Origin of the sequence: Curtobacterium sp. 9128, from assembly GCF_900086645.1 — a bacterium.
Taxonomy (GTDB): Bacteria; Actinomycetota; Actinomycetes; order Actinomycetales; family Microbacteriaceae; genus Curtobacterium.
Window position 1 is genome coordinate 3,214,826 of record NZ_LT576451.1, and the last position, 18,791, is coordinate 3,233,616.

Below are 18,791 nucleotides of genomic sequence, written 5' to 3' on the forward strand. Positions count from 1 at the left end.
TAGGGACGCGATGGCCCGGCCACAACCACCGTTCGTACGTTCTCCTCATTCCCGCACCGGCCCCACCGGTCACACCCCCGAGGAGAACCATGTTCCTGACCTACCTCAGGCGCGAGCTCACGAACCGCAAGAAACAGACCGTCATCATCGCGATCGGCATGGCGCTCGCCATCGCACTCGTGGTCATCGTCTCCTCGATCTCGAGCGGCGTGAAGACCGCGCAATCGAGCGTCCTGCAGTCGGTGTACGGCGTCGGCACCGACATCACCGTGTCGAAGACCGCGACGCCGTCCTCGAGCGGCGGACGACCGAGCTTCGACTTCGGCGACCAGGACTCGTCCGACTCCAGCGGCAGCACGAACCTCTCGCAGTCGCGGCTCTCCGTCTCCCCCGGCACGAGCACGCTGTCCGCGGCGAACCTGAAGACCGTGACCGCGACCGACGGCGTCAAGGCGGCGACCGGCGTCCTCACGCTGCAGAACAGCACGTTCTCCGGGACCGTCCAGCAACAGGACTCGAGCAACGACAGCAGCGACAGCAGCAGCAGCAGTGGGACCAGCACCCAGCAGGGACCCCCGAGCGGTGGCGGTGGTGGTGGCTTCGGCGGCGGCTCGTTCGACGTCGACTCCTTCAGCGTGACCGGCATCCCCGTGTCCGGCGACGCGGTCGGCCCGCTCACCAGCACCGAGATCACGAAGGGTCGCACCTTCGCCGCGAAGGACGCCGGCAAGGACGTCGTGGTGCTCGACGCGAGCTACGCCAAGAGCGAGTCGAAGGCGGTGGGCGACACCGTCTCCATCGGCGGGACCGACTTCACCGTGATCGGCATCGTCTCCTCCACGGGCTCCTCGAGCACGACCGGGTCGAACACCTACATCCCGCTCGACACCGCACAGTCCCTCGCCGACCTCGACGGCAAGGTCACCTCGATCTACGTCTCCGCGGAGTCGTCCTCGGACGTGAGCTCGATCAAGACGGCACTGCAGAAGCAGCTCACGAGCGCCACGGTGTCCACGGAGTCCGACCTCGCGTCGAGTGTCTCCGGTTCACTCTCCACCGCGTCGAGCCTGGTCTCGAACCTCGGCACGTGGCTGTCGATCCTGGTGCTCGCGGCGGCGTTCCTCATCGCCATCCTCTTCACGATCTCCGGCGTCACCCGCCGCACCCGTGAGTTCGGCACCCTGAAGGCCATCGGCTGGTCGAACGGCCGCATCACCCGGCAGGTCGCCGGCGAGTCCCTCGTCCAGGGCCTCATCGGCGGCGTCATCGGTGCGGCGGCCGGTCTGATCGGCATCCTCGTGGTCAACGTCATCTCGCCGACGATCTCGGCGAGCGCCTCGACGAGCACCCGCGGTGCAGGCGGAGGCGGCGGGATGCCCGGCGGCGCGGCGACCGCGGCAGCGGGCAGCGGCACCACCGGCGGAGCCCCTGCCGGCGGGTTCGGCGGCGGCGGAGCGAGCACCGCCTCGACGACCGACGTCGTCCTGCACGCCCCCGTGACGGTCGAGGTGATCCTGCTCGCGATCGGCCTGGCGATCCTCGGTGGCCTCATCGCCGGTGCCCTCGGTGGCTGGCGTGCGAGCCGGCTCCGTCCGGCCGAGGCCCTGCGGAGCGTGGCCTGATGGCCGACGACACCGCCGCGACCGAGACCGGCGCGACCGACACGACCGAACCGACGACAGGAGCAACCGTGACCACCACCGAGACCGCAGCGCCGACGGCGGACGCGACCCGTGCCTCCAGTCCGATGTACCGGCTCAGCAACGTGAGCAAGACGTACAAGCAGAAGAACCGCACCGTCACCGCCCTGACGAACGTCGACCTGACCATCCCGCAGGGGCAGCTCGTCGCGATCCAGGGGCCGACGGGCGGCGGCAAGTCGACGCTGCTGCAGATGCTCGGCGCGCTCGACCGGCCGAGTGCCGGATCGGTGCTCCTCGGCGAGCGTGACGTCGCGAAACTCGGGGACGGCGCGCTGACGAACGTCCGTGCGACGGAGATCGGGTTCGTGTTCCAGAGCTTCAACCTCATCCCGACGCTGACGGCGCTCGAGAACGTGGAGACCGCGTTCGCGGGATCGCTCGCGAACCGGGCACGATCGGAGATCCGGTCGCGTGCGACGGCCGCGCTCCAGGAGGTCGGCCTCGGTGAGCGCCTCGACCACCTGCCGGCCGAGCTGTCCGGCGGGCAGCAGCAGCGCGTCGCGATCGCCCGCGCGCTGGTGAAGAACCCGAGCGTCCTGCTGGCCGACGAGCCGACGGGCGCGCTCGACGAGGGCACCCGTGACGAGATCATGGGGCTCATCGAGCGGCAGTGGAAGGACCGCGGCCTGACGGTCGTGATCGTCACGCACGACTCGTGGGTCGCCAAGCGAGCGGAGCGCCGCCTGCACATCAAGCAGGGGCAGGTCCGCGAGGCGTAGGGCCCTGACGGCTCGCCGCACGACCGGGAGCACGCAGCACCGCGGGATTCCGTGGTGCTGCGTGCTCCCCGTCGTGCGCGGCGCGTCCGGTTACTCCCCGACGGGGTAGTCGCAGTACGCGAACCAGGTCGAGTCCGGCGACCACGGCGGCACGTTGACCGTTCCCTGCCCGCCGTCGAGCGTCACGAGGGTCTCGGGCACCGGCATCATGCGGGCGCCACGCACGAGGACACCGGGCAGGAGTCGGAGCTCGACACGGTGGTCGGCCGGGTGTCCCTGCACGCCGGGCTCGTACGACAGGTACAGCAGGTGCGCGCCGTCCGGCGACACGTGCGGGAACCAGTTCACCCGGTCGTCGTTCGTGATCCGCACGGGCTCGGTCGCGCCGGGCCACAGGGCGACGAGCTGGGCCGTCCCCGGGCTGCAGCGCTCCGAGTTCCAGACGAGCATCTCCCCCGCGTAGGAGACGCCGTCGTCCGGGTGCTCGTCCCGGGTCAGGAAGGTCGGCTCTCCCGACGCGACGTCGACGAGCGCGACGTCGGTCGTCCAGACGCCGTCCTCGCTGCGCTCCCCCACGATCGCCGCGAGCGCCCCACCATCTGGTGCGATGCCGTGCAGGTAGTACTTCCGGACGACGGGCAGGGCGTCGGCCGCGTGGGTGAGCGGCGCCGAGGCTCCCCCGGCCGGCAGCGGGATGCGGTAGAGGTCCCCGTCGCGACTGCTCACCACGACGGACTTCCCCGAGGGGTCGAGGACGTGGTCGTTGTTGATCTCGGGGACGCCCGGCATCGGGACCCGTTCGAGGGCGCTCTCGTCGAGGACGGTGTCGGCGTCCGGGATCCGCAGCAGCCAGAGGTCCCCGTTGCCGTTCAGCACCAGGGTCCGGTCGTCGAGGACGTTCGGTGCCTCGACGAGGACGGTGGAGCTCTCGAACACGAGTCTCGGTTCGCGCCGGTCGACGTCGTACACGTGCACCCGGCTGGTCTGTCCGGGCAGCAGCTGCCGCCCGCGTGCGTCTGTCATGCGTCCATCCTGCCGCGCCCGTGCCGTCCCTCACGCGAAAGCGACAGATCCCGGGCAACTTCTGCCCGGGATCTGTCGCTTTCGCGGAAGGGAGCGTGCTGGTCCGCCTACTTCACCGCACCGGCGGTCAGGCCGGCGACGAACTGGCGCTGGACGATGAGGAACGCGATGACGACCGGGATGCTCACGACGAGGCTCGCCGCCATGATCTGGTTCCAGTAGACGTTGGTCTGCGTCGAGTACTGCTGCAGACCAACCGCGAGCGTCTGCCCGTTGCCGTTCGTCATGACGGAGGCGAAGAGGACTTCGCCCCATGCCGTCATGAACGAGTAGATGCCGACTGCGACGAGACCCGGGCGGGCCGACGGCAGGATGATCCGGAACAGCGCACCCATCGGGCCGGAACCGTCGACCATCGCGGCCTCGTCGAGTTCACGCGGGATGGTCTCGAAGTACCCGGCGAGCATCCAGATCGAGAACGGGAGCGTGAACGTCAGGTAGGTGATGATCAGGCCGGTCCAGCTGCCGACGAGCTGGATCCCGAGCGAGTTCCCGAGGTTCGTGAAGATGAGGAACAGCGGGAGCAGGAACAGCACACCGGGGAACATCTGGGTGGAGAGCACCGCGGTCGTGAAGGTGCTCTTGCCCTTGAAGTTCCACCGCGACACCGCGTAGGCGGCGAACGTGGCGATGATGAGCGAGAACACCGTCGCGACCGTGCAGACCACGAGCGAGTTGATGAAGTACTGCCCCAGCGGCACCGTCGACCACATGTCGATGAACGGCTGGAAGGTGATGTTGGTCGGGATCCACGTGAAGTCGTTCTGCACGTCACCGAGCGGCTTGATGGCCGTGGTGATCATCACGTAGAGCGGCACGACCGTGAAGACGGTCAGGAGTGCCAGGACGATGATCTTGAAGGACTTTGCGCCCACTGTTTCACGCACGGACGGACCTCCGGTTGGTCACGGCGAGGTAGATGCCGGTGACGACGAGCAGGAAGAGGAGGAGCAGGACGCTCATCGCAGCACCGGAACCGAAGTTCCAGGTGATGAACGAGGCGTTGTAGATGTGGAAGCTGAGCAGGTCGGCCGCCGGGGGCTGTGCCGTCGAGCCGAAGAGCACGTACGGGGTGTTGAAGTCGTTGAAGGTCCAGAGGAACATCACGAGCACGAGCGTCACGTTGACCGGGCGGACCATCGGGAGCGTGATCGAGCGCCACTGCCGGAAGGGCTTCGCACCGTCGACCGAGGCTGCTTCGTACACGTCCGCGGGGACGGACTGCAGACCGGCCATCAGCATCAGGAACGCGAACGGCCAGGTCTTCCAGATCGCCACGACCACGACGGCCACGAAGGCGTTGTTGCCGATCAGCCAGAACGGCCCGCTCCCGCTGACCAGGTGCAGCTGGTCGACCAGGATGTGGTTGATCGCACCCGAGTCACGCTGGAACATGAACTTCCACGTGATCACGCCGGCGTACATCGGCAGCGCGTACGGCACGAGGAACAGCGTGCGGAACAGCCCGCGACCCTTGAACGGCTTCTGCAGCGCGACCGCCGCCATCATGCCGAAGCCCCACGAGAGGCCGACGACGAGGATCGTGAACGCCACGGTGATCAGGAACGAGTTGAGCAGTCCCTTGCCGATCGCCTGGTTGAAGTCGACGGCCACCTGGTAGTTGTGCAGGCCGGCCCACGGCGCCGCGCCCCAGTTCGCGATGAAGTACTTGGTGAGCTGGACGAAGCTGATCCAGATGCCGGTGAGCATCGGCACGATGTGGATCAGGAGCTCGAAGAGGATCGCGGGACCGACGAGCGCGTAGGGCAGCCACTGGAAGCGGCTCTTCTTCCCCTTGTGCGGAGGACGCGACAGGGTCGGCGCCTTCGTGTGCGTCAGGTCGATGGCCTCGGAGTCGGGCAGGACCGTCGTGGACATGGGCAGGGCCTTTCGGCTGAGGAGGGTTCGGGTGCTGCGCCGGCCGTGGCAGCGGCCGGTGGAGGTGAGGGGTGGAGGCCCGGGGCGGCCTTGCGGACGCGCCCCGAGCCTCCAGGGTGGATCAGCCGTTCGCCTGGGACACCTGGTCCTGGGCGGTCTGCAGCGCGGACTTGATGTCACTGTCGGACACCGTGCCGCCGGTCGCGATCTTGGCGAACATGTCGTTCATCGCCTTGCCGACCGTGGACTCGAACTGGTCCTCTGCGGGCACCAGCGGGAGCGGCTTCGCCTTGTTGTTGTAGATGTCGAGGAACGTCTTCGTCTGCTCGTCGGTGACCGAGTCGGCAGCGGAGGCGAGCACCGGCAGGGCCGAGTACGGCTTGTCGAGCGTGGTCTGCGTGGCCTCGCTCGTCATGTACTTGACGAACTTGAGCGCGCCGTCCTTGTTCTTCGTGTTCTTGAAGATCGACAGGTTGATGCCGGCCGGGAAGCTCGCGATGTCCTTGCCGCCCTCGGGGGCCGGGAAGGGGACCACGCCGAAGTCGTCGGCGGACATGCCGTTCGACGTGATCGTCGCGTTCGCGTTGTTCTGCGTCAGCATCATCGCGGCCTTCTTGTTCGCGAAGTCCGAGACCGCCTGGGTCCCGTTGTCGTACTGCGCGTTCGAGGTGTTGACCACCTTGTCGCTCTGCATCAGGTCGAGGTAGCGCTTGATGCCGTCGACGTTGGCGCTCGACGTGAAGGTCGGCTTGCCGCTCTTGTCGAACCACTCGCCGCCGTTCTGCGCCGAGTTGATGAACGCGAAGTGCGCGTTCTCGGTGTACGAACCACCCGCGATGGTGAAGCCGTACTTGCCGTCGGTGGTGAGCTTCTTGGCGTCGGCGGTCAGGTCCTCCCAGGTGGTGGGGGCCTCGATGCCGGCGTCCTTGAACATCTGCTTGTTGTAGTACAGGCCGTAGGCGAGGCCGTAGAGCGGGACGCTCGTGACGGTCTTGCCGGGGGCGCCACCGGTGGAGAGCGCGACCTTGCCGAACTTGTCGGCACCGCCGATCGCCTTCATCTCGGAGGAACCGAACTCCTGGAACGCACCGGTGGCCTGGAGCGACGTCGCCCAGGTGTTGCCGATGTTGACCACGTCAGGGCCCTGCCCAGAGGTGACGGCGGTCTGGATCTTCGTCTGCAGGTCGTTCCAGCCGATGACCTGGAGGTTGACCTTGATCCCGGTCTCCTTCGTGAACTTCTCGAGGACGGGGGTCAGCACCTCCTTGTCGTTCTGCAGGGACGTGCCCTGGTTCGACGCCCAGTAGGTGAGCGTCTTGGAGTCGCCGGACGAACCGGAGCCTCCGGAGGAGCAGGCTGCGAGGCCGGTCACGGTGAGTGCCGCGGCCGCGGTGATGGCCAGTGCGCGGATGGCAGTGCGCATGACTCTCTACTTTCTCGTCGTTGAGATGGTGCAGTGGGATCTGCGGGGTGCTCCGGGTGGAGCGGTTTCGGGTGCTGCTGTGTGGTGTCGGCGGGCTGCGTCGTCCGACGACGTGGTGCGGGGCGGACCCCGGCCGTCAGGCCAGGGTCTGCTCCGCGGGGTCCCAGCCCTCGGGGAGGGTCGGGGAGGGTGCGACGGTGCTCTCGACGAGCACCGCCTCACCACGTTCGGCACTCTCGGCGATGGAGACCATCACGTCGAGGACGTGGAACGCGAGGGCGCCGGGGACCCGGTTCTCCTCGCCTGCACGGAGGGAGCGGGCCAGGTCGACCACGCCGGTGCCGCGCGAGTAGGTGGAACCGACGGCCGGGATGGTCTCCGGCTCCTCGGAACCGAGCGCGTACAGCTCGGTGTCGCCGTCGAAGTTGTTCGGGTCCGGGAAGACGACCGTCCCGGTCTCCCCCGCGATCTCCACGAAGCCGGTGCGGCCGCGGTCCGACTCGAACGAGAACACGCTCTGGGCGCTCCCGCCGTTCTCGAACTCGATGAGCGCCGAGTGGTTCGTCGGCACCTCGACCGGGAACTCGGTGCCGGCCTTCGGACCGGAGCCGATCGTGCGCGTCGCGCGGGACTTCGACGACGTCGCCGTCACCTTCGCGACCGGGCCGAACGCCTGCACGAGCGTCGTGATGTAGTACGGGCCGATGTCGAACAGCGGACCCGCGCCGTAGGCGAAGAGGAACTCGGGGCTCGGGTGCCACGACTCCGGGCCGGGGCTCTGGAACAGCGTCAGGCCGTTCAGCGGCGTCCCGATCCGACCGTCGCGGATGGTGCGGAGCGCGGTCTGCAGGCCGGCACCGAGGAAGGTGTCCGGCGCGACGCTGACCGTCTTGCCCGCAGCAGCCGCGGCGTCGCGCAGCTGTGCGGCACTCGAGCGGTCGAGCGCGTAGGGCTTCTCGCCCCAGACGTGCTTGCCGGCGGCGAGGACCTGCAGCGCGACCTCGACGTGGGCGGCGGGGATCGTCAGGTTGACGACGATCTCGATGTCGTCGATCGCCAGGAGCTCCTCGACGGTGCCGGAGCCCGCGACGCCCCACTTCTCCGCCTGCGCAGCCGCGCGGGGCAGGTCGATGTCGGCGATGAAGTGGACCTTCACGTCGGGGAAGACGGTGAGGTTCGAGAGGTACTGGTCCGAGATGACCCCGGCGCCGATGACGCCGACGCCGACCGGGCCGGTCTTCGTGGTGGTCTGGGTCTGTGCGCCCGTCGCGGTGTCGGTCATGCGTCCACGCCCTGCAGGAACGTGTACGAGTCGGCGACGGCCTGGAAGACGTCGCCGTCGTGGTCGTCGAGCTCGATGACGTGCAGTGCGTTCGGCGCAGCCGCGACGATCTCGCGGATGGCCATGATGCCGTTGCCGGCCGCGACCTGCTGCTTGTCGTCGTGCGACCCGTCGCCGTCCTTGACGTGCAGGAACTGCACCTTGTCGCCGAGCTTCTCGATGACGGCCACCGGGTCGTCGCCACCGACCTTCGCCCAGTAGGTGTCGAGCTCGAGCACGACGTCGTCGGAGAGGGCACCGGCGAACACCTCGTAGGCGCTGACGCCGTCGATGCGGTTCGAGAACTCGAACGCGTGGTTGTGGTACCCGAGGGTCAGGCCGTGGTCAGCGGCACGCGGGGCCAGTGCGCTGAGTTCGCGGGCGATGGCCTCGACGTCCTCGCGGGTGGTCCAGCGGGCCTCGTCGATGTGCGGGTCGATCAGCGTCTCGGTGCCGATCGTCGCCGTGGCGTGGAAGATGCGCTCGAGGTCCTGCTCACCCGCGTCCAGCAGACGTGCGTGGCCGCTCGGGGCCTCGAGTCCTGCCTCCTTGAGCGCGGCCGCGTACTCGTCGGCGCGGTCCACGTAGCCGAAGAGCTCGACCTTCGTGAAGCCGATGCCGGCGATGCGCTGCAGGGTGCCGGGGAGATCGGCCCCGAGTGCGTCGCGGACCGTGTAGAGCTGAACCGAAAGCGGTTGTGTCACCAGTGTTCTCCTCATCGAGACGGTGGTCGTCACTGACCGAGCGTCACACTACGAGCACTTCTGTCGGCGGTCAAGCAGAAGTCCGCAAATCTTCGGCGGACTTCATTGCGTGCCCTGTTCGATGTGTGGTTCACTCCCCCCATGGTCGACTTGACACGGACGGCAGCGTCGCCTCCGGTCGGGACGAGCGAGCTCTTCCAGATCCTCCGCGACGGTGTGCCGCGGACCCGGGCCGAGCTCGCCGCACTGACGGGGGCAGCACGCTCCACCATCGGCGTGCGCCTGGACGCGCTCTCGGACATCGGGCTCATCGGGCCCGTCGAGACCGCGGCGTCCACCGGTGGCCGCCCACCGGCGCAGATCGCGCTCCGTTCCACCTCGCGCCTCGTGATCGCCGCGGACCTCGGGGCGTCGCACGGCCGCGTCGCCGTCACCGACCTCGTCGCAGCACCCCTCGCCACGCGCGAGGCCCGCATCGACATCGCCGCCGGCCCCGTCCCGACGCTGACCTGGCTGGTCGAGGCGATCGACGAGCTCCTGTCCGAGGTCGGTCGCGCCCGCGACGACGTCATCGCCATCGGCATCGGCGTCCCCGGGCCCGTCGAGTTCTCCACCGGTCGGCCGGCGAACCCGCCGATCATGCCCGGGTGGGACGGCTTCGACGTCCCTGGCTGGCTCCGGCAGCACGTCTCCGCGCACGTGCTGCTCGACAACGACGTCAACATCGCGGCGCTCGGCGAGCGGGAGCACGGGTGGCCGAACGTGGACCACCTGCTGTTCGTCAAGGTCGCCACCGGCATCGGTTCCGGCATCGTGTCCGAGGGGCGACTCCAACGAGGCGCACAGGGCACCGCCGGTGACATCGGGCACGTGCGCGTCTCCCGCGCCGGCGACATGCCGTGCCACTGCGGGAACACCGGCTGTCTCGAGGCCGTCGCCTCCGGGCCCGCGATCGCCCGGTCGCTCCGGGCAAAGGGCCACGACGTGCACACCAGCGCGGACGTCATCGACCTCGTCACCCGCTCGGACCTGGACGCCATCGGGGCGGTCCGGCAGGCCGGCCGGGACATCGGCGAGGTCCTCGCGACCTGCGTGTCCCTCATGAACCCCTCGGTCATCGTGCTCGGCGGATCGATCACGCAGGCGGGCGAGCACCTCCTGGCAGGCGTCCGGGAGGTCGTGTACTCCCGCTCGATGCCGCTCGCCACCGAGCACCTCGTCATCGCGCCCTCCCGTGCCGGGGGCATCGCGGCGCTCCAGGGAGCGGCCGCGCTCGCGATCGGCTACGCCCTCTCCCCCGCAGGCGTCGACGAGTTGGTCGCGTACGCAGAGGGGCGCGAGCTGGTCTCCTGACCGCGCGTTCCGGTCGGCGCGGTGCGCCGGTTTCCGTCCGTCGGTGCTCGGGGAGAGAATCGTCGGGTGACGATCGTGCAGCCCACCCTGTGGGACAGCCTGGAGGCCGAGCCCGGCCCCGGCGCGTCCGTCACCGGCGCGCACGACGCGTTCACGAGCCTCCGGGGCCACACCGAGCGGATCGTCGCGCACTCCTCGGACCGCGTCGCGTGGCTCCGCGCCCGCGCCGCGGGCATCACCGCCACGGACGTCGCGCGGCTCGCCTCGCTCCGCGCGGTCGAAGCCGTCATCGCGGACAAGCGCTACGGTTCCCGGTTCTCCGGCAACGCCTACACCGAGCACGGCAAGGAACGGGAGCCCGTGATCGCCGCGTGGGTCGCCGCCACGCACGGCATCCAGCCGTCGGCGCACCTGTTCCACGCGAGCGCCAACCGTGCCCACCTCGCGACCCCGGACGGCGTCGGGCAGGACCGGGACGGCCGGCTGCTCCTCGCCGAGATCAAGACGACCTCGTCCGGCTGGAAGCGTGTCCCGCGGCACTACCTGCGGCAGGTCTGGTGGCAGCAGTACGTGCTCGGCGCCGAGCGCACGTTGTTCGTCTGGGAGAAGCACGACGGGTTCGTGCCGATCGCGGACGAGCCCGAGTGTCGGTGGATCGACCGCGACGACGACCAGATCCGCGGACTCGTGCAGCTGGCGGACATGGTGCTCGACCGGCTGCGCTCGTCGCGCTGACCGCTCGCTAGACCTTCACCAGCCGCAGTCGGCTCATCCCGACGACCAGGATGCCCATCAGCGCGATGAACACCGCCACTCCGAGGCAGTACAGCGCCACGACCCCGTAGCCCTGCGCCGGGTCGAGGAACGGGTACGGCACCCATCCGTCCGTCGCCCCGCGGATCAGGACCACGACGAGCCACACCGCCGGGTAGAGCAGGAACCACCACACGTTGCGCAGGACGAGCCGCGCGCGATCCGAGAAGAGCAACCAGTCGAGGACCGCGTACACGGGGATGATCTTGTGCAGCACGTCGTTCGACCACGGGACCGTGAACGAGTTGTCCAGCGCCGCGTTCACGAGCAACGTGTTGTAGACGATGCCGGTGGTCGCGATGTACACCGTCGCGGCCCCGCGGAACACCGACAGCCGGACGTCGCCGCGCTGTCTCCGAGCCGCGGTGACCAGCGTCAGGGCGAGTGCGAGCGCGATGATCACGTTCGACTGGATCGTGAAGTAGCCGAAGAAGTTCCAGAACAGGAACGTCGGGCTCTGCAGGCTCCTGAGCAACTGGGCGACGATCGCGGCGGCGACCGCGATCACGGCGATGAGCCGCAGGGAGTTCACGAACGTGCGCACCCGACCACGCTAGCGGCTGGCATGCAGAAGGCCCCGCACCATTTCGGTGCGGGGCCTTCTGGCGTCAGATCAGTTCGATCAGATGCTGTTGACGTCCAGCGGGATACCCGGGCCGAAGGTCGTCGAGACGGCGCCCTTCATGACGTAGCGGCCCTTCGAGGCGCTCGGCTTGAGGCGGTTGATCTCCTCGAGCGCGGTCGAGATGTTCTCGTCGAGCTGCTCGGCGGTGAACGAGGCCTTGCCGACGACGAAGTGCACGTTGGCGTGCTTGTCGACGCGGAACTCGATCTTGCCGCCCTTGATGTCGTTGACGGCCTGCGCGACGTTCGGGGTCACGGTGCCGGTCTTCGGGTTCGGCATGAGGCCACGCGGGCCGAGCACCTTGCCGAGACGACCGACCTTGCCCATGAGCTCCGGGGTCGAGACGGCCGAGTCGAAGGCGGTGTAGCCCTCGGCGACCTTCGCGATGAGCTCGTCGCCACCGACCTCGTCGGCGCCGGCGGCGATGGCGGCCTCAGCAGCGGCACCCGTCGCGAAGACGATGACGCGGGAGGTCTTGCCGGTGCCGTGCGGCAGGATGACGGTGCCACGGACCATCTGGTCCGCCTTGCGGGGGTCGACGCCGAGCTTCAGCGCGACCTCGACCGTGGAGTCGGTCTTCGCAGAGCCGGTCTCCTTGGCCAGGGCGACGGCCTCGGTCGGGGTGTAGAACTTGTCGGCCTCGATCTTCGCGGCCGCGGCCTGGTAGGCCTTGGACTTCTTCGCCATGGTGGTCTCCTTGCGAGATACGTGGTTGACGAGCCGGCGAGGCTCTCCCACGGAAGGGTTTGGGGGTGTGGACCTGAGTGGGGTGAGGCCTACGCCTCGACCGTGATGCCCATCGAACGAGCAGTGCCGGCGATGATCTTCGCGGCCTGGTCGATGTCGTTGGCGTTCAGGTCGGCCTGCTTGGTCTCGGCGATCTGACGGACCTGGTCCATCGAGATCTTCGCGACCTTGACCGTGTGCGGGGTCGCGGACCCCTTCTGCACACCCGCAGCCTTCTTGATGAGCTCAGCGGCCGGCGGGGTCTTGAGGATGAACGTGAACGAACGGTCCTCGTAGACGGTGATCTCGACCGGCACGACGTTGCCACGCTGCGACTCGGTCGCGGCGTTGTACGCCTTGCAGAACTCCATGATGTTCACGCCGTGCTGACCGAGCGCCGGACCGATCGGCGGGGCCGGGTTGGCGGCTCCCGCGTTGATCTGCAGCTTGATCAGGCCCGTGACCTTCTTCTTCGGTGCCATGTTGTGCTTCCTCCTGGAATCGAACGCACGGGGATCCGTGCACTCTCCCGCGTGGCCGGCGGTTCCGGCTCGCGGTCACGAGCCCGACGCACGAGGCGTTCGGGCCCAAACTCGATAAGTGTACTCGACTAGAGCTTGGTGACCTGGTCGAAGCTGAGCTCGACCGGGGTCTCGCGCTCGAACAGCGAGACGAGGACGGTCAGCTTGCCGCTCTCCGGCTTGATCTCGGAGATCGATCCGGGAAGCCCCGCGAACGAGCCTTCCTTGATGGTGATCGTCTCGCCGACCTCGAAGTCGACCTCTGCGGCCGGGGAGGCCTGCGTCTGGCCGCTGCCCTTGCCGCCCTTGGTCGGTGCCGGCTCGGCGACCTGGACCAGGGACTTCAGCATGCCGAACGCCTCGTCGAAGCGGAGCGGAGTGGGGTTGTGCGCGTTGCCGACGAAGCCGGTGACACCGGGGGTGTGCCGGACGACGGACCACGAGTCCTCGTTGAGGTCGAGGCGGACGAGCACGTAGCCGGGGATCCGGACGCGGGTGACGAGCTTGCGCTGCCCGTTCTTGATCTCGACGACGTCCTCCATCGGGACCTCGACCTGGTAGATGTAGTCCTCCATCGACATCGAGACCATGCGGTTCTCGATGTTCGACTTCACGCGGCGCTCGAAGCCCGCGTAGGAGTGGATGACGTACCACTTGCCCGGCTTCATCCGCAGCTCGGCCTTGAAGGCCTCGTACGGGTCGATCTCGGCGGGCTCCTCGTCCTCGAGCGCGTCGGCGGCTTCGTCCGCGGCGATCGTGGCGTTCGCCTCGGCGGCGGACTCCTCGTCGATCTCGGACTCTTCCTCGTCCTCGACTGCCTCGACGGCGGCTTCTGCCTCGTCGGCGGTGTCGATCTCGAGCGCGTCGTCGACGATCGCGTCGGCCTCGGGGTCCTGCGACTCCGCAAGGGCGGTCAGGCTCTCGTCGATGCCGAGCGACTCGTCGTCCTCGTCCTCGACCGAGATCGCGCGCTCCTCGGCGGACTCCGCCGAGCGCTCCTCACCGGTCTCGACGTCGCCTTCCTGGTTCTCCTCCACCTCGGAGGACTGCTCTGCAGCGGTCGCGAGGTCGATGTCGTCGCGGGAGTTGTCAGACACTGTCGGTTCTTTCCGTTCGGTGGTGCGGATCGGGTTGGCGTTCGGTCTCCGGGTCTGCCTGGTTTCGGCTCCGCCCGCACGATGTTCGATCAGCACCGTGCTGATCTGCGCGGGCGGGGAACCGGGTGACCCGGGAGTCGGCCCGTGTGGACGAGCCTACGTGGACGGCCTGATCAGGCGGTCGGACCGTTGCCGAAGACGTAGCCGACACCGAGTCCGAACACGAAGTCGAGGACCGACACGAGGATCATCATCACGACGACGAAGACCAGGACGACACCGGTGTAGCTGAAGAGCTCCTTGCGGGTCGGCGTGACGACCTTGCGGAGTTCGCCGATGACCTGGCGGATGAACAGGGCGATCGCGGCGAACGGCCCGCGGCGCCCGGCCCGGTCCTGCTTCGCCTTGGCGACGACGTCGTCCGCCGTCGCTTCCACGTCTTTGCTCGCCAACTTCTACCCTTCCAGAGTTGCAGGGCGGACAGGACTCGAACCTGCAACCTGCGGTTTTGGAGACCGCTGCTCTACCAATTGAGCCACCGCCCTTCAGGGGCCGATCCGGCTCCTGGGTGAACACGTCCGCCATCAGGCAGGCCGTGACCACCGCAGATGAGTGTACGGGAGTGCGTCACACGGTGTCCACTTGAGGGCCGCTCCGGCGTGCCGCGCCGATAGGCTGGACCGGTGAGCACCGCAGCCAACGGCCCCGAGTCCACCGCCAACCAGCGCCCGCGCATCGCGTCCCGCATCGCCGCGATCGCCGAGTCCGCCACGCTGAAGGTCGATGCCAAGGCCAAGGCGCTGAAGGCCGCCGGTCGCCCGGTGATCTCCTTCGCGGCCGGCGAGCCCGACTTCGCCACGCCGGCGCACGTCGTCGACGCGGCGGTCGCCGCAGCGCAGGACCCGAAGAACCACCGCTACACGCCCGCGACGGGCCTCCCGGAGCTCAAGCAGGCGATCGCCGAGAAGACCGCCCGCGTCTCCGGCGCGGCCGTCGACCCCTCGCAGGTCATCGTCACGAACGGTGGCAAGCAGGCCGTCTACGAGGCGTTCGCCACGAGCGTCGACGACGGCGACGAGGTCCTGCTCCCCGCTCCGTACTGGACCACCTACCCCGAGGCGATCCGTCTCGCCGGCGGTGAGCCCGTCGAGGTCTTCGCCGGCAGCGACCAGGACTACCTCGTCACGGTCGAGCAGCTCGAGGCAGCGCGCACCCCGAAGACGAAGGCACTGCTGTTCTGCTCCCCCTCGAACCCCACGGGCGCCGTGTACTCGGCCGAGCAGACCCGCGCGATCGGCGAGTGGGCGCTCGAGCACGGCATCTGGGTGATCAGCGACGAGATCTACCAGGACCTCGTCTACGACGGCACCGAGTTCGCCGGCATCCTGCAGCAGGTCCCCGCCCTCGCCGACACCACGATCCTGGTGAACGGCGTCGCGAAGACCTACGCGATGACCGGCTGGCGCGTCGGGTGGTTAATCGGCCCGGCCGACGCCGTGAAGGCCGCCTCGAACCTGCAGTCGCACCTGTCGTCCAACGTGTCGAACGTGTCGCAGCGCGCCGCGATCGCGGCCCTGAACGGCCCGCAGGAGCCCGTCGCCGAGATGCGCGAGGCGTTCGACCGCCGCCGCAAGGCCATCGTCGCCGGGCTCAACGCGATCCCCGGGTTCGTCACGCCGACCCCGAAGGGCGCCTTCTACGTCTACCCAGACGTCACGGCACTCCTCGGTCGCGAGTGGGCAGGCAGCACCCCGACGACGTCGCTCGAGCTCGCCGACCTGATCCTCGAGCACGCCGAGGTCGCGGTCGTCCCCGGCGAGGCGTTCGGCCCCTCCGGCTACCTCCGGCTGTCGTACGCCCTCGGCGACGACGACATCGCCGAGGGCGTCGCCCGCCTGGCGGAGCTCTTCAGCTGACCGACCTCCCGCCAAAGCGACAGTGTCCGCCCGGATTCCGGGCGGACAATGTCGCTTTCGCGGTGCGGGTTGGTGCAGGGCCGGGAGGCCCGTGGTGCGTCAGGCGAGCAGGTCGCCGACCACGACGGGTTCCGGCACGAGCGACACACCGAACCGGTTGAGCACCGTCAGCTGGACGTAGCGCGCCAGCTCCGCGACCTGCGCGGCCGTCGCGTCGCCGCGGTTCGTCAGCGCGAGGGTGTGCTTCGACGAGATCGCCGCGTGCGAACCGGCGAGCGCGTACCCGCGGTGCACCCCGGCGTGCTCGATGAGCCAGGCGGCGCTGAGCTTGACGTCGTCGCCGGCCGGCCAGCGCGGTGCGTCGGCGGGCAGCGACTCCGCGAACCCGGCCGAGACGATCGGGTTCGTGAAGAACGAACCGGCGCTCCAGGTGTCCGGGTCCTCGGCATCCAGGACCATGCCCTTCGCGGCACGCAGACCGAGGACGGTCGAGCGCACCACGGCGGGGTCGACACGGTCGCCGAGGGTCACCCCGAGGGACCCGGCGAGCTGCGCGTACCGGACGGGCACACCGCCCTCGGTGTCGGTGCCGAGTGCGAACTCCACGGTGAGGACGACACCGCGACGACCGTGCTTCAGCGTGGACGTGCGGTACCCGAGCGCCAGCTCGGCAGCAGGCACCCACGTGCGCTCCCCCGTTGCCGCATCGAGGAACTCGACCCGGGTGAGCACGTCGGAGAGCTCGACCCCGTACGCCCCGATGTTCTGCACGGGGGACGCACCGACGGTGCCCGGGATGCCGCTCAGGGCCTCCAGTCCGGTCCAGCCGTTATCGACGGTCGACGCGACGAACGCGTCCCACGGCTCACCAGCCGCGACGCGGACGGTGACGCCGTCCGCGGTGGCCTCGTGCTCGACGCCGCGCGTCCGGACGAGCACCACGGTGCCGTCGAACCCGGCGTCGGCGACGAGCAGGTTGCTGCCCCCGCCGACCACGAGCCACCCCTCGTCCGCCCAGGCGTCCCGGGTGTGCGCGACCAGCTCGTCGGTCGTCTCCGCGACCAGCAGCCGCCCTGCCGGACCACCGACACGGAGGGTGGTCAGCTCCGCGAACGCCTGCTGCGACACGGTCAGCGGAACGCCACCGTGACCTGCGCCTTGCCGAGCACGGTCTGCTCGGCGGCGGTCACGGTGAGGTCGATGCGCTGCGGACGGCCCTCGTCGTCGACCGTCCCGACCTTGGCGACGATGCCGATGTCCGCGCCGGTCTCCGGGTCGACCACGACGGGCCGGGTGAAGCGGACCCCGTACGACACGATCCAGCCGCCGTCGCCGAGCCACTCGGAGACGGGCTGGACGGCGATGCCCATCGTGAGCATGCCGTGCGCGAGCACGCCGGGGAGCCCGACGGACGCGGCGACGTCGTCGCGGTAGTGGATCGGGTTGAAGTCACCGGAGGCGCCGGCGTACCGGACGAGGGAGTCACGCGTGATGTGCACCTGGCGTTCGGCGACGACGGTGCCCACGGCGGTCTCGGTTGCTGCGTCGGTCATGCGTCGTCCCCCCGGACCACGAGGGTGGAGGTCGCCGTGACGACGTGCTCCCCCGCGGCGTCGTTCATCGTGCTCTCGGCCGTGACCATCGCGTTGCCGCCGAGCGTCTTCACGCTCGTGACCGTCAGGGTCGCGGTGAGTTCGTCGCCGGCGACGATCGGTCGGTCGTAGGTGAACTTCTGCTCGCCGTGCACCACGCGCGAGAAGTCGATGCCGGCGTCGGGCTCGGCGAGGAGCTGCGCGAGTGTGGCTTCCTGCACGACGACCGCGAAGGTCGCCGGGGCGACGACGTCGTCGTGGCCGGCTGCACGTGCGGCGTCCGGGTCGTGGTGGATCGGGTTCGTCGCGAACGTGGCACGGGCGAACTCGCGCACCTTCTCTCGACCGACCAGGTACTTCGGGGCCGGCGGGAACATCCTGCCGACGAGCTCGGGGTTCACTGACACGACGGGGAGTCTACCGAGGCCGGTCGAGGCTTGCGATTCATGAGTATGCATCGGCTATGCTGGTTCCCGCGGCGCCGGGGGGCGCCGGTTCGTTCGAGGGGGATGCACGTGGAGTCGACGATCGAGTTCGCCGTGCACACCGGCGATCGGCGCACGGCGATGGAGCTCGCGGCCGCGGCGCTGCGATCCGAGGGCCACGACGTCGTGGCCGCACCCGGGTCGATCACCGCGACGTCCGGCAGTCGGTTCCTGACGGTGCTGCTCGGGGCGCTCGTGCACCCGGCGAAGCAGTACCGCCGGTACGAGGTCATCGTGTCCACGGCGGGAGGCAGGTCGCTGCTGACGCTCCGGCACGCCGGACACGGGCCGGCCGTCGCTGGCGGTTCGATCGGGGCCGCTCGACGACGGGAGCGCTGGCACGACGTCGTCCGGGTCCTCGAGCGGACGCTCCGGTCCGCCGGGCTGCTCGTCGCCGACGTCGATCGGGCCGGGCGGTAGCGACGCTCCGCGGCGCTGCGCCGTGCGGCTGCGTCGTGTACCGCTCGGTTGCGCCCGCGCACGATCGTCGCGCCCCGGTGTGACGGGGCGCGGTGTTCGTACGGGGGTGCGAACGCGACCGACCGGCGGACGGGAACGACGAAAGCCCGGCGCGGACGCCGGGCTTGCGGTAGCGAGGGCGGGACTTGAACCCGCGACCCCACGATTATGAGTCGTGTGCTCTAACCAACTGAGCTACCCCGCCACAGATCCGGCGCTGGTTTCTCGCCGGGTCGGAGCCCCGAGTCAGGATTGAACTGACGACCCCTTCCTTACCATGGAAGTGCTCTACCACTGAGCTATCGGGGCGTGTACCGCGAGCGGCACCACACGAGGATAGCAGAACCGGGACGGTGGTCTGGAACCGGCCGTG

The 18,791-nt window shown here is 69.1% G+C and carries 20 protein-coding genes and 3 tRNA genes; 6 read left to right on the forward strand and 17 right to left on the reverse strand.

Annotated features, from left to right (window positions below; all coding sequences use genetic code 11):
- Positions 1–89: 89 nt before the first annotated feature.
- Entirely contained in the window at positions 90–1,622 is a 1,533-nt protein-coding gene (locus tag QK288_RS15225; protein ID WP_281265117.1) for an ABC transporter permease, read from the forward strand.
- Between the two features lie 125 nt (positions 1,623–1,747).
- Positions 1,748–2,422, forward strand: coding sequence for an ABC transporter ATP-binding protein (locus tag QK288_RS15230; protein WP_281267608.1), 675 nt, complete (start codon positions 1,748–1,750; stop codon positions 2,420–2,422).
- Positions 2,423–2,512: 90 nt separating this feature from the next.
- Here the strand turns inward: QK288_RS15230 and QK288_RS15235 are convergent, their stop codons facing one another.
- From QK288_RS15235 to QK288_RS15260, 6 genes are all read right to left on the reverse strand, one after another.
- Complete coding sequence (locus QK288_RS15235) at positions 2,513–3,445, reverse strand: biopolymer transporter Tol (RefSeq protein WP_281265118.1); 933 nt, start codon at positions 3,443–3,445, stop codon at positions 2,513–2,515.
- A 107-nt stretch (positions 3,446–3,552) separates the two neighbouring features.
- Positions 3,553–4,392: a carbohydrate ABC transporter permease gene (locus QK288_RS15240; protein WP_281265119.1), complete on the reverse strand. Its 840-nt coding sequence runs from the start codon at positions 4,390–4,392 to the stop codon at positions 3,553–3,555.
- On the reverse strand, positions 4,385–5,383 hold the full coding sequence (locus QK288_RS15245; protein WP_281265120.1) for a sugar ABC transporter permease: 999 nt from the start codon (positions 5,381–5,383) through the stop codon (positions 4,385–4,387). The genes QK288_RS15240 and QK288_RS15245 overlap by 8 nt, the downstream gene beginning before the upstream one ends.
- Positions 5,384–5,504: 121 nt before the next feature.
- A complete protein-coding gene (locus tag QK288_RS15250) occupies positions 5,505–6,806 on the reverse strand; it encodes a sugar ABC transporter substrate-binding protein (RefSeq protein WP_281265121.1) in 1,302 nt (433 codons plus the stop codon).
- Between the two features lie 136 nt (positions 6,807–6,942).
- On the reverse strand, positions 6,943–8,088 hold the full coding sequence (locus QK288_RS15255) for a Gfo/Idh/MocA family oxidoreductase (protein ID WP_281265122.1): 1,146 nt from the start codon (positions 8,086–8,088) through the stop codon (positions 6,943–6,945).
- Positions 8,085–8,831 (reverse strand): sugar phosphate isomerase/epimerase, encoded by a 747-nt coding sequence (locus tag QK288_RS15260; RefSeq protein ID WP_281265123.1) that lies wholly within the window; start codon positions 8,829–8,831, stop codon positions 8,085–8,087. Before QK288_RS15260 ends, QK288_RS15255 begins: the two co-directional genes overlap by 4 nt.
- Positions 8,832–8,972: 141 nt before the next feature.
- Between QK288_RS15260 and QK288_RS15265 the strand changes: the two genes are divergently transcribed.
- Together QK288_RS15265 and QK288_RS15270 are read left to right on the forward strand one after the other, a co-directional pair.
- Positions 8,973–10,184, forward strand: coding sequence for an ROK family protein (locus tag QK288_RS15265; protein WP_281265124.1), 1,212 nt, complete (start codon positions 8,973–8,975; stop codon positions 10,182–10,184).
- Positions 10,185–10,364: 180 nt separating this feature from the next.
- Positions 10,365–10,919 (forward strand): YqaJ viral recombinase family protein, encoded by a 555-nt coding sequence (locus tag QK288_RS15270; protein WP_281267609.1) that lies wholly within the window; start codon positions 10,365–10,367, stop codon positions 10,917–10,919.
- Positions 10,920–10,926: 7 nt separating this feature from the next.
- Here QK288_RS15270 and QK288_RS15275 read toward each other — a convergent pair whose 3' ends face one another.
- The 6 genes from QK288_RS15275 to QK288_RS15300 form a co-directional block, all read right to left on the reverse strand.
- Positions 10,927–11,541: a Pr6Pr family membrane protein gene (locus tag QK288_RS15275; RefSeq protein ID WP_281265125.1), complete on the reverse strand. Its 615-nt coding sequence runs from the start codon at positions 11,539–11,541 to the stop codon at positions 10,927–10,929.
- 78 nt (positions 11,542–11,619) lie between these two features.
- Entirely contained in the window at positions 11,620–12,309 is a 690-nt protein-coding gene (gene rplA / locus QK288_RS15280; protein ID WP_281265126.1) for a 50S ribosomal protein L1, read from the reverse strand.
- A gap of 89 nt (positions 12,310–12,398) precedes the next feature.
- Positions 12,399–12,830 carry a 50S ribosomal protein L11 gene (gene rplK, locus QK288_RS15285; protein WP_281265127.1) on the reverse strand — a complete coding sequence of 144 codons (432 nt, stop codon included), beginning with the start codon at positions 12,828–12,830 and terminating at the stop codon, positions 12,399–12,401.
- 128 nt (positions 12,831–12,958) lie between these two features.
- A complete protein-coding gene (gene nusG, locus QK288_RS15290) occupies positions 12,959–13,966 on the reverse strand; it encodes a transcription termination/antitermination protein NusG (protein WP_281265128.1) in 1,008 nt (335 codons plus the stop codon).
- Positions 13,967–14,139: 173 nt separating this feature from the next.
- Positions 14,140–14,418, reverse strand: a complete 279-nt coding sequence (secE, locus tag QK288_RS15295) for a preprotein translocase subunit SecE (protein WP_281265129.1) — start codon at positions 14,416–14,418, stop codon at positions 14,140–14,142.
- A 20-nt stretch (positions 14,419–14,438) separates the two neighbouring features.
- A tRNA-Trp gene (locus QK288_RS15300) sits at positions 14,439–14,511 on the reverse strand.
- 138 nt (positions 14,512–14,649) lie between these two features.
- Here QK288_RS15300 and QK288_RS15305 point away from each other — a divergent pair.
- The gene (locus QK288_RS15305) at positions 14,650–15,882 is read left to right on the forward strand and encodes a pyridoxal phosphate-dependent aminotransferase (RefSeq protein ID WP_281265130.1); all 1,233 of its coding nucleotides are present in this window, start codon (positions 14,650–14,652) and stop codon (positions 15,880–15,882) included.
- A 99-nt stretch (positions 15,883–15,981) separates the two neighbouring features.
- Here the strand turns inward: QK288_RS15305 and QK288_RS15310 are convergent, their stop codons facing one another.
- The 3 genes from QK288_RS15310 to QK288_RS15320 are packed head-to-tail and all read right to left on the reverse strand — an operon-like array spanning position 15,982 to position 17,881.
- Positions 15,982–17,010: a UDP-N-acetylmuramate dehydrogenase gene (locus QK288_RS15310; RefSeq protein WP_281265131.1), complete on the reverse strand. Its 1,029-nt coding sequence runs from the start codon at positions 17,008–17,010 to the stop codon at positions 15,982–15,984.
- A 2-nt stretch (positions 17,011–17,012) separates the two neighbouring features.
- Complete coding sequence (locus tag QK288_RS15315; protein ID WP_281265132.1) at positions 17,013–17,435, reverse strand: MaoC/PaaZ C-terminal domain-containing protein; 423 nt, start codon at positions 17,433–17,435, stop codon at positions 17,013–17,015.
- Positions 17,432–17,881, reverse strand: coding sequence for a MaoC family dehydratase N-terminal domain-containing protein (locus tag QK288_RS15320; protein ID WP_281265133.1), 450 nt, complete (start codon positions 17,879–17,881; stop codon positions 17,432–17,434). The genes QK288_RS15315 and QK288_RS15320 overlap by 4 nt, the downstream gene beginning before the upstream one ends.
- Before the next feature lie 108 nt (positions 17,882–17,989).
- Between QK288_RS15320 and QK288_RS15325 the strand changes: the two genes are divergently transcribed.
- On the forward strand, positions 17,990–18,379 hold the full coding sequence (locus tag QK288_RS15325; RefSeq protein WP_281265134.1) for a hypothetical protein: 390 nt from the start codon (positions 17,990–17,992) through the stop codon (positions 18,377–18,379).
- Positions 18,380–18,549: 170 nt separating this feature from the next.
- Here the strand turns inward: QK288_RS15325 and QK288_RS15330 are convergent.
- Both QK288_RS15330 and QK288_RS15335 read right to left on the reverse strand, forming a co-directional pair.
- Positions 18,550–18,623: transfer RNA gene (locus QK288_RS15330), tRNA-Met, on the reverse strand.
- Between the two features lie 32 nt (positions 18,624–18,655).
- Positions 18,656–18,727, reverse strand: a tRNA-Thr gene (locus QK288_RS15335).
- Between the last annotated feature and the right edge of the window lie 64 nt (positions 18,728–18,791).

Excerpts from the sequence above, each read along its gene's own strand:
- QK288_RS15225 (WP_281265117.1), top strand. The coding sequence starts at position 90 with ATGTTCCTGACCTACCTCAGGCGCGAGCTCACGAACCGCAAGAAACAG.
- QK288_RS15230 (WP_281267608.1), top strand. The coding sequence starts at position 1,748 with ATGTACCGGCTCAGCAACGTGAGCAAGACGTACAAGCAGAAGAACCGC.
- QK288_RS15235 (WP_281265118.1), bottom strand. The coding sequence starts at position 3,445 with ATGACAGACGCACGCGGGCGGCAGCTGCTGCCCGGACAGACCAGCCGG.
- QK288_RS15245 (WP_281265120.1), bottom strand. The coding sequence starts at position 5,383 with ATGTCCACGACGGTCCTGCCCGACTCCGAGGCCATCGACCTGACGCAC.
- QK288_RS15250 (WP_281265121.1), bottom strand. The coding sequence starts at position 6,806 with ATGCGCACTGCCATCCGCGCACTGGCCATCACCGCGGCCGCGGCACTC.
- QK288_RS15255 (WP_281265122.1), bottom strand. The coding sequence starts at position 8,088 with ATGACCGACACCGCGACGGGCGCACAGACCCAGACCACCACGAAGACC.
- QK288_RS15265 (WP_281265124.1), top strand. The coding sequence starts at position 8,973 with ATGGTCGACTTGACACGGACGGCAGCGTCGCCTCCGGTCGGGACGAGC.
- rplA (WP_281265126.1), bottom strand. The coding sequence starts at position 12,309 with ATGGCGAAGAAGTCCAAGGCCTACCAGGCCGCGGCCGCGAAGATCGAG.
- rplK (WP_281265127.1), bottom strand. The coding sequence starts at position 12,830 with ATGGCACCGAAGAAGAAGGTCACGGGCCTGATCAAGCTGCAGATCAAC.
- QK288_RS15315 (WP_281265132.1), bottom strand. The coding sequence starts at position 17,435 with ATGACCGACGCAGCAACCGAGACCGCCGTGGGCACCGTCGTCGCCGAA.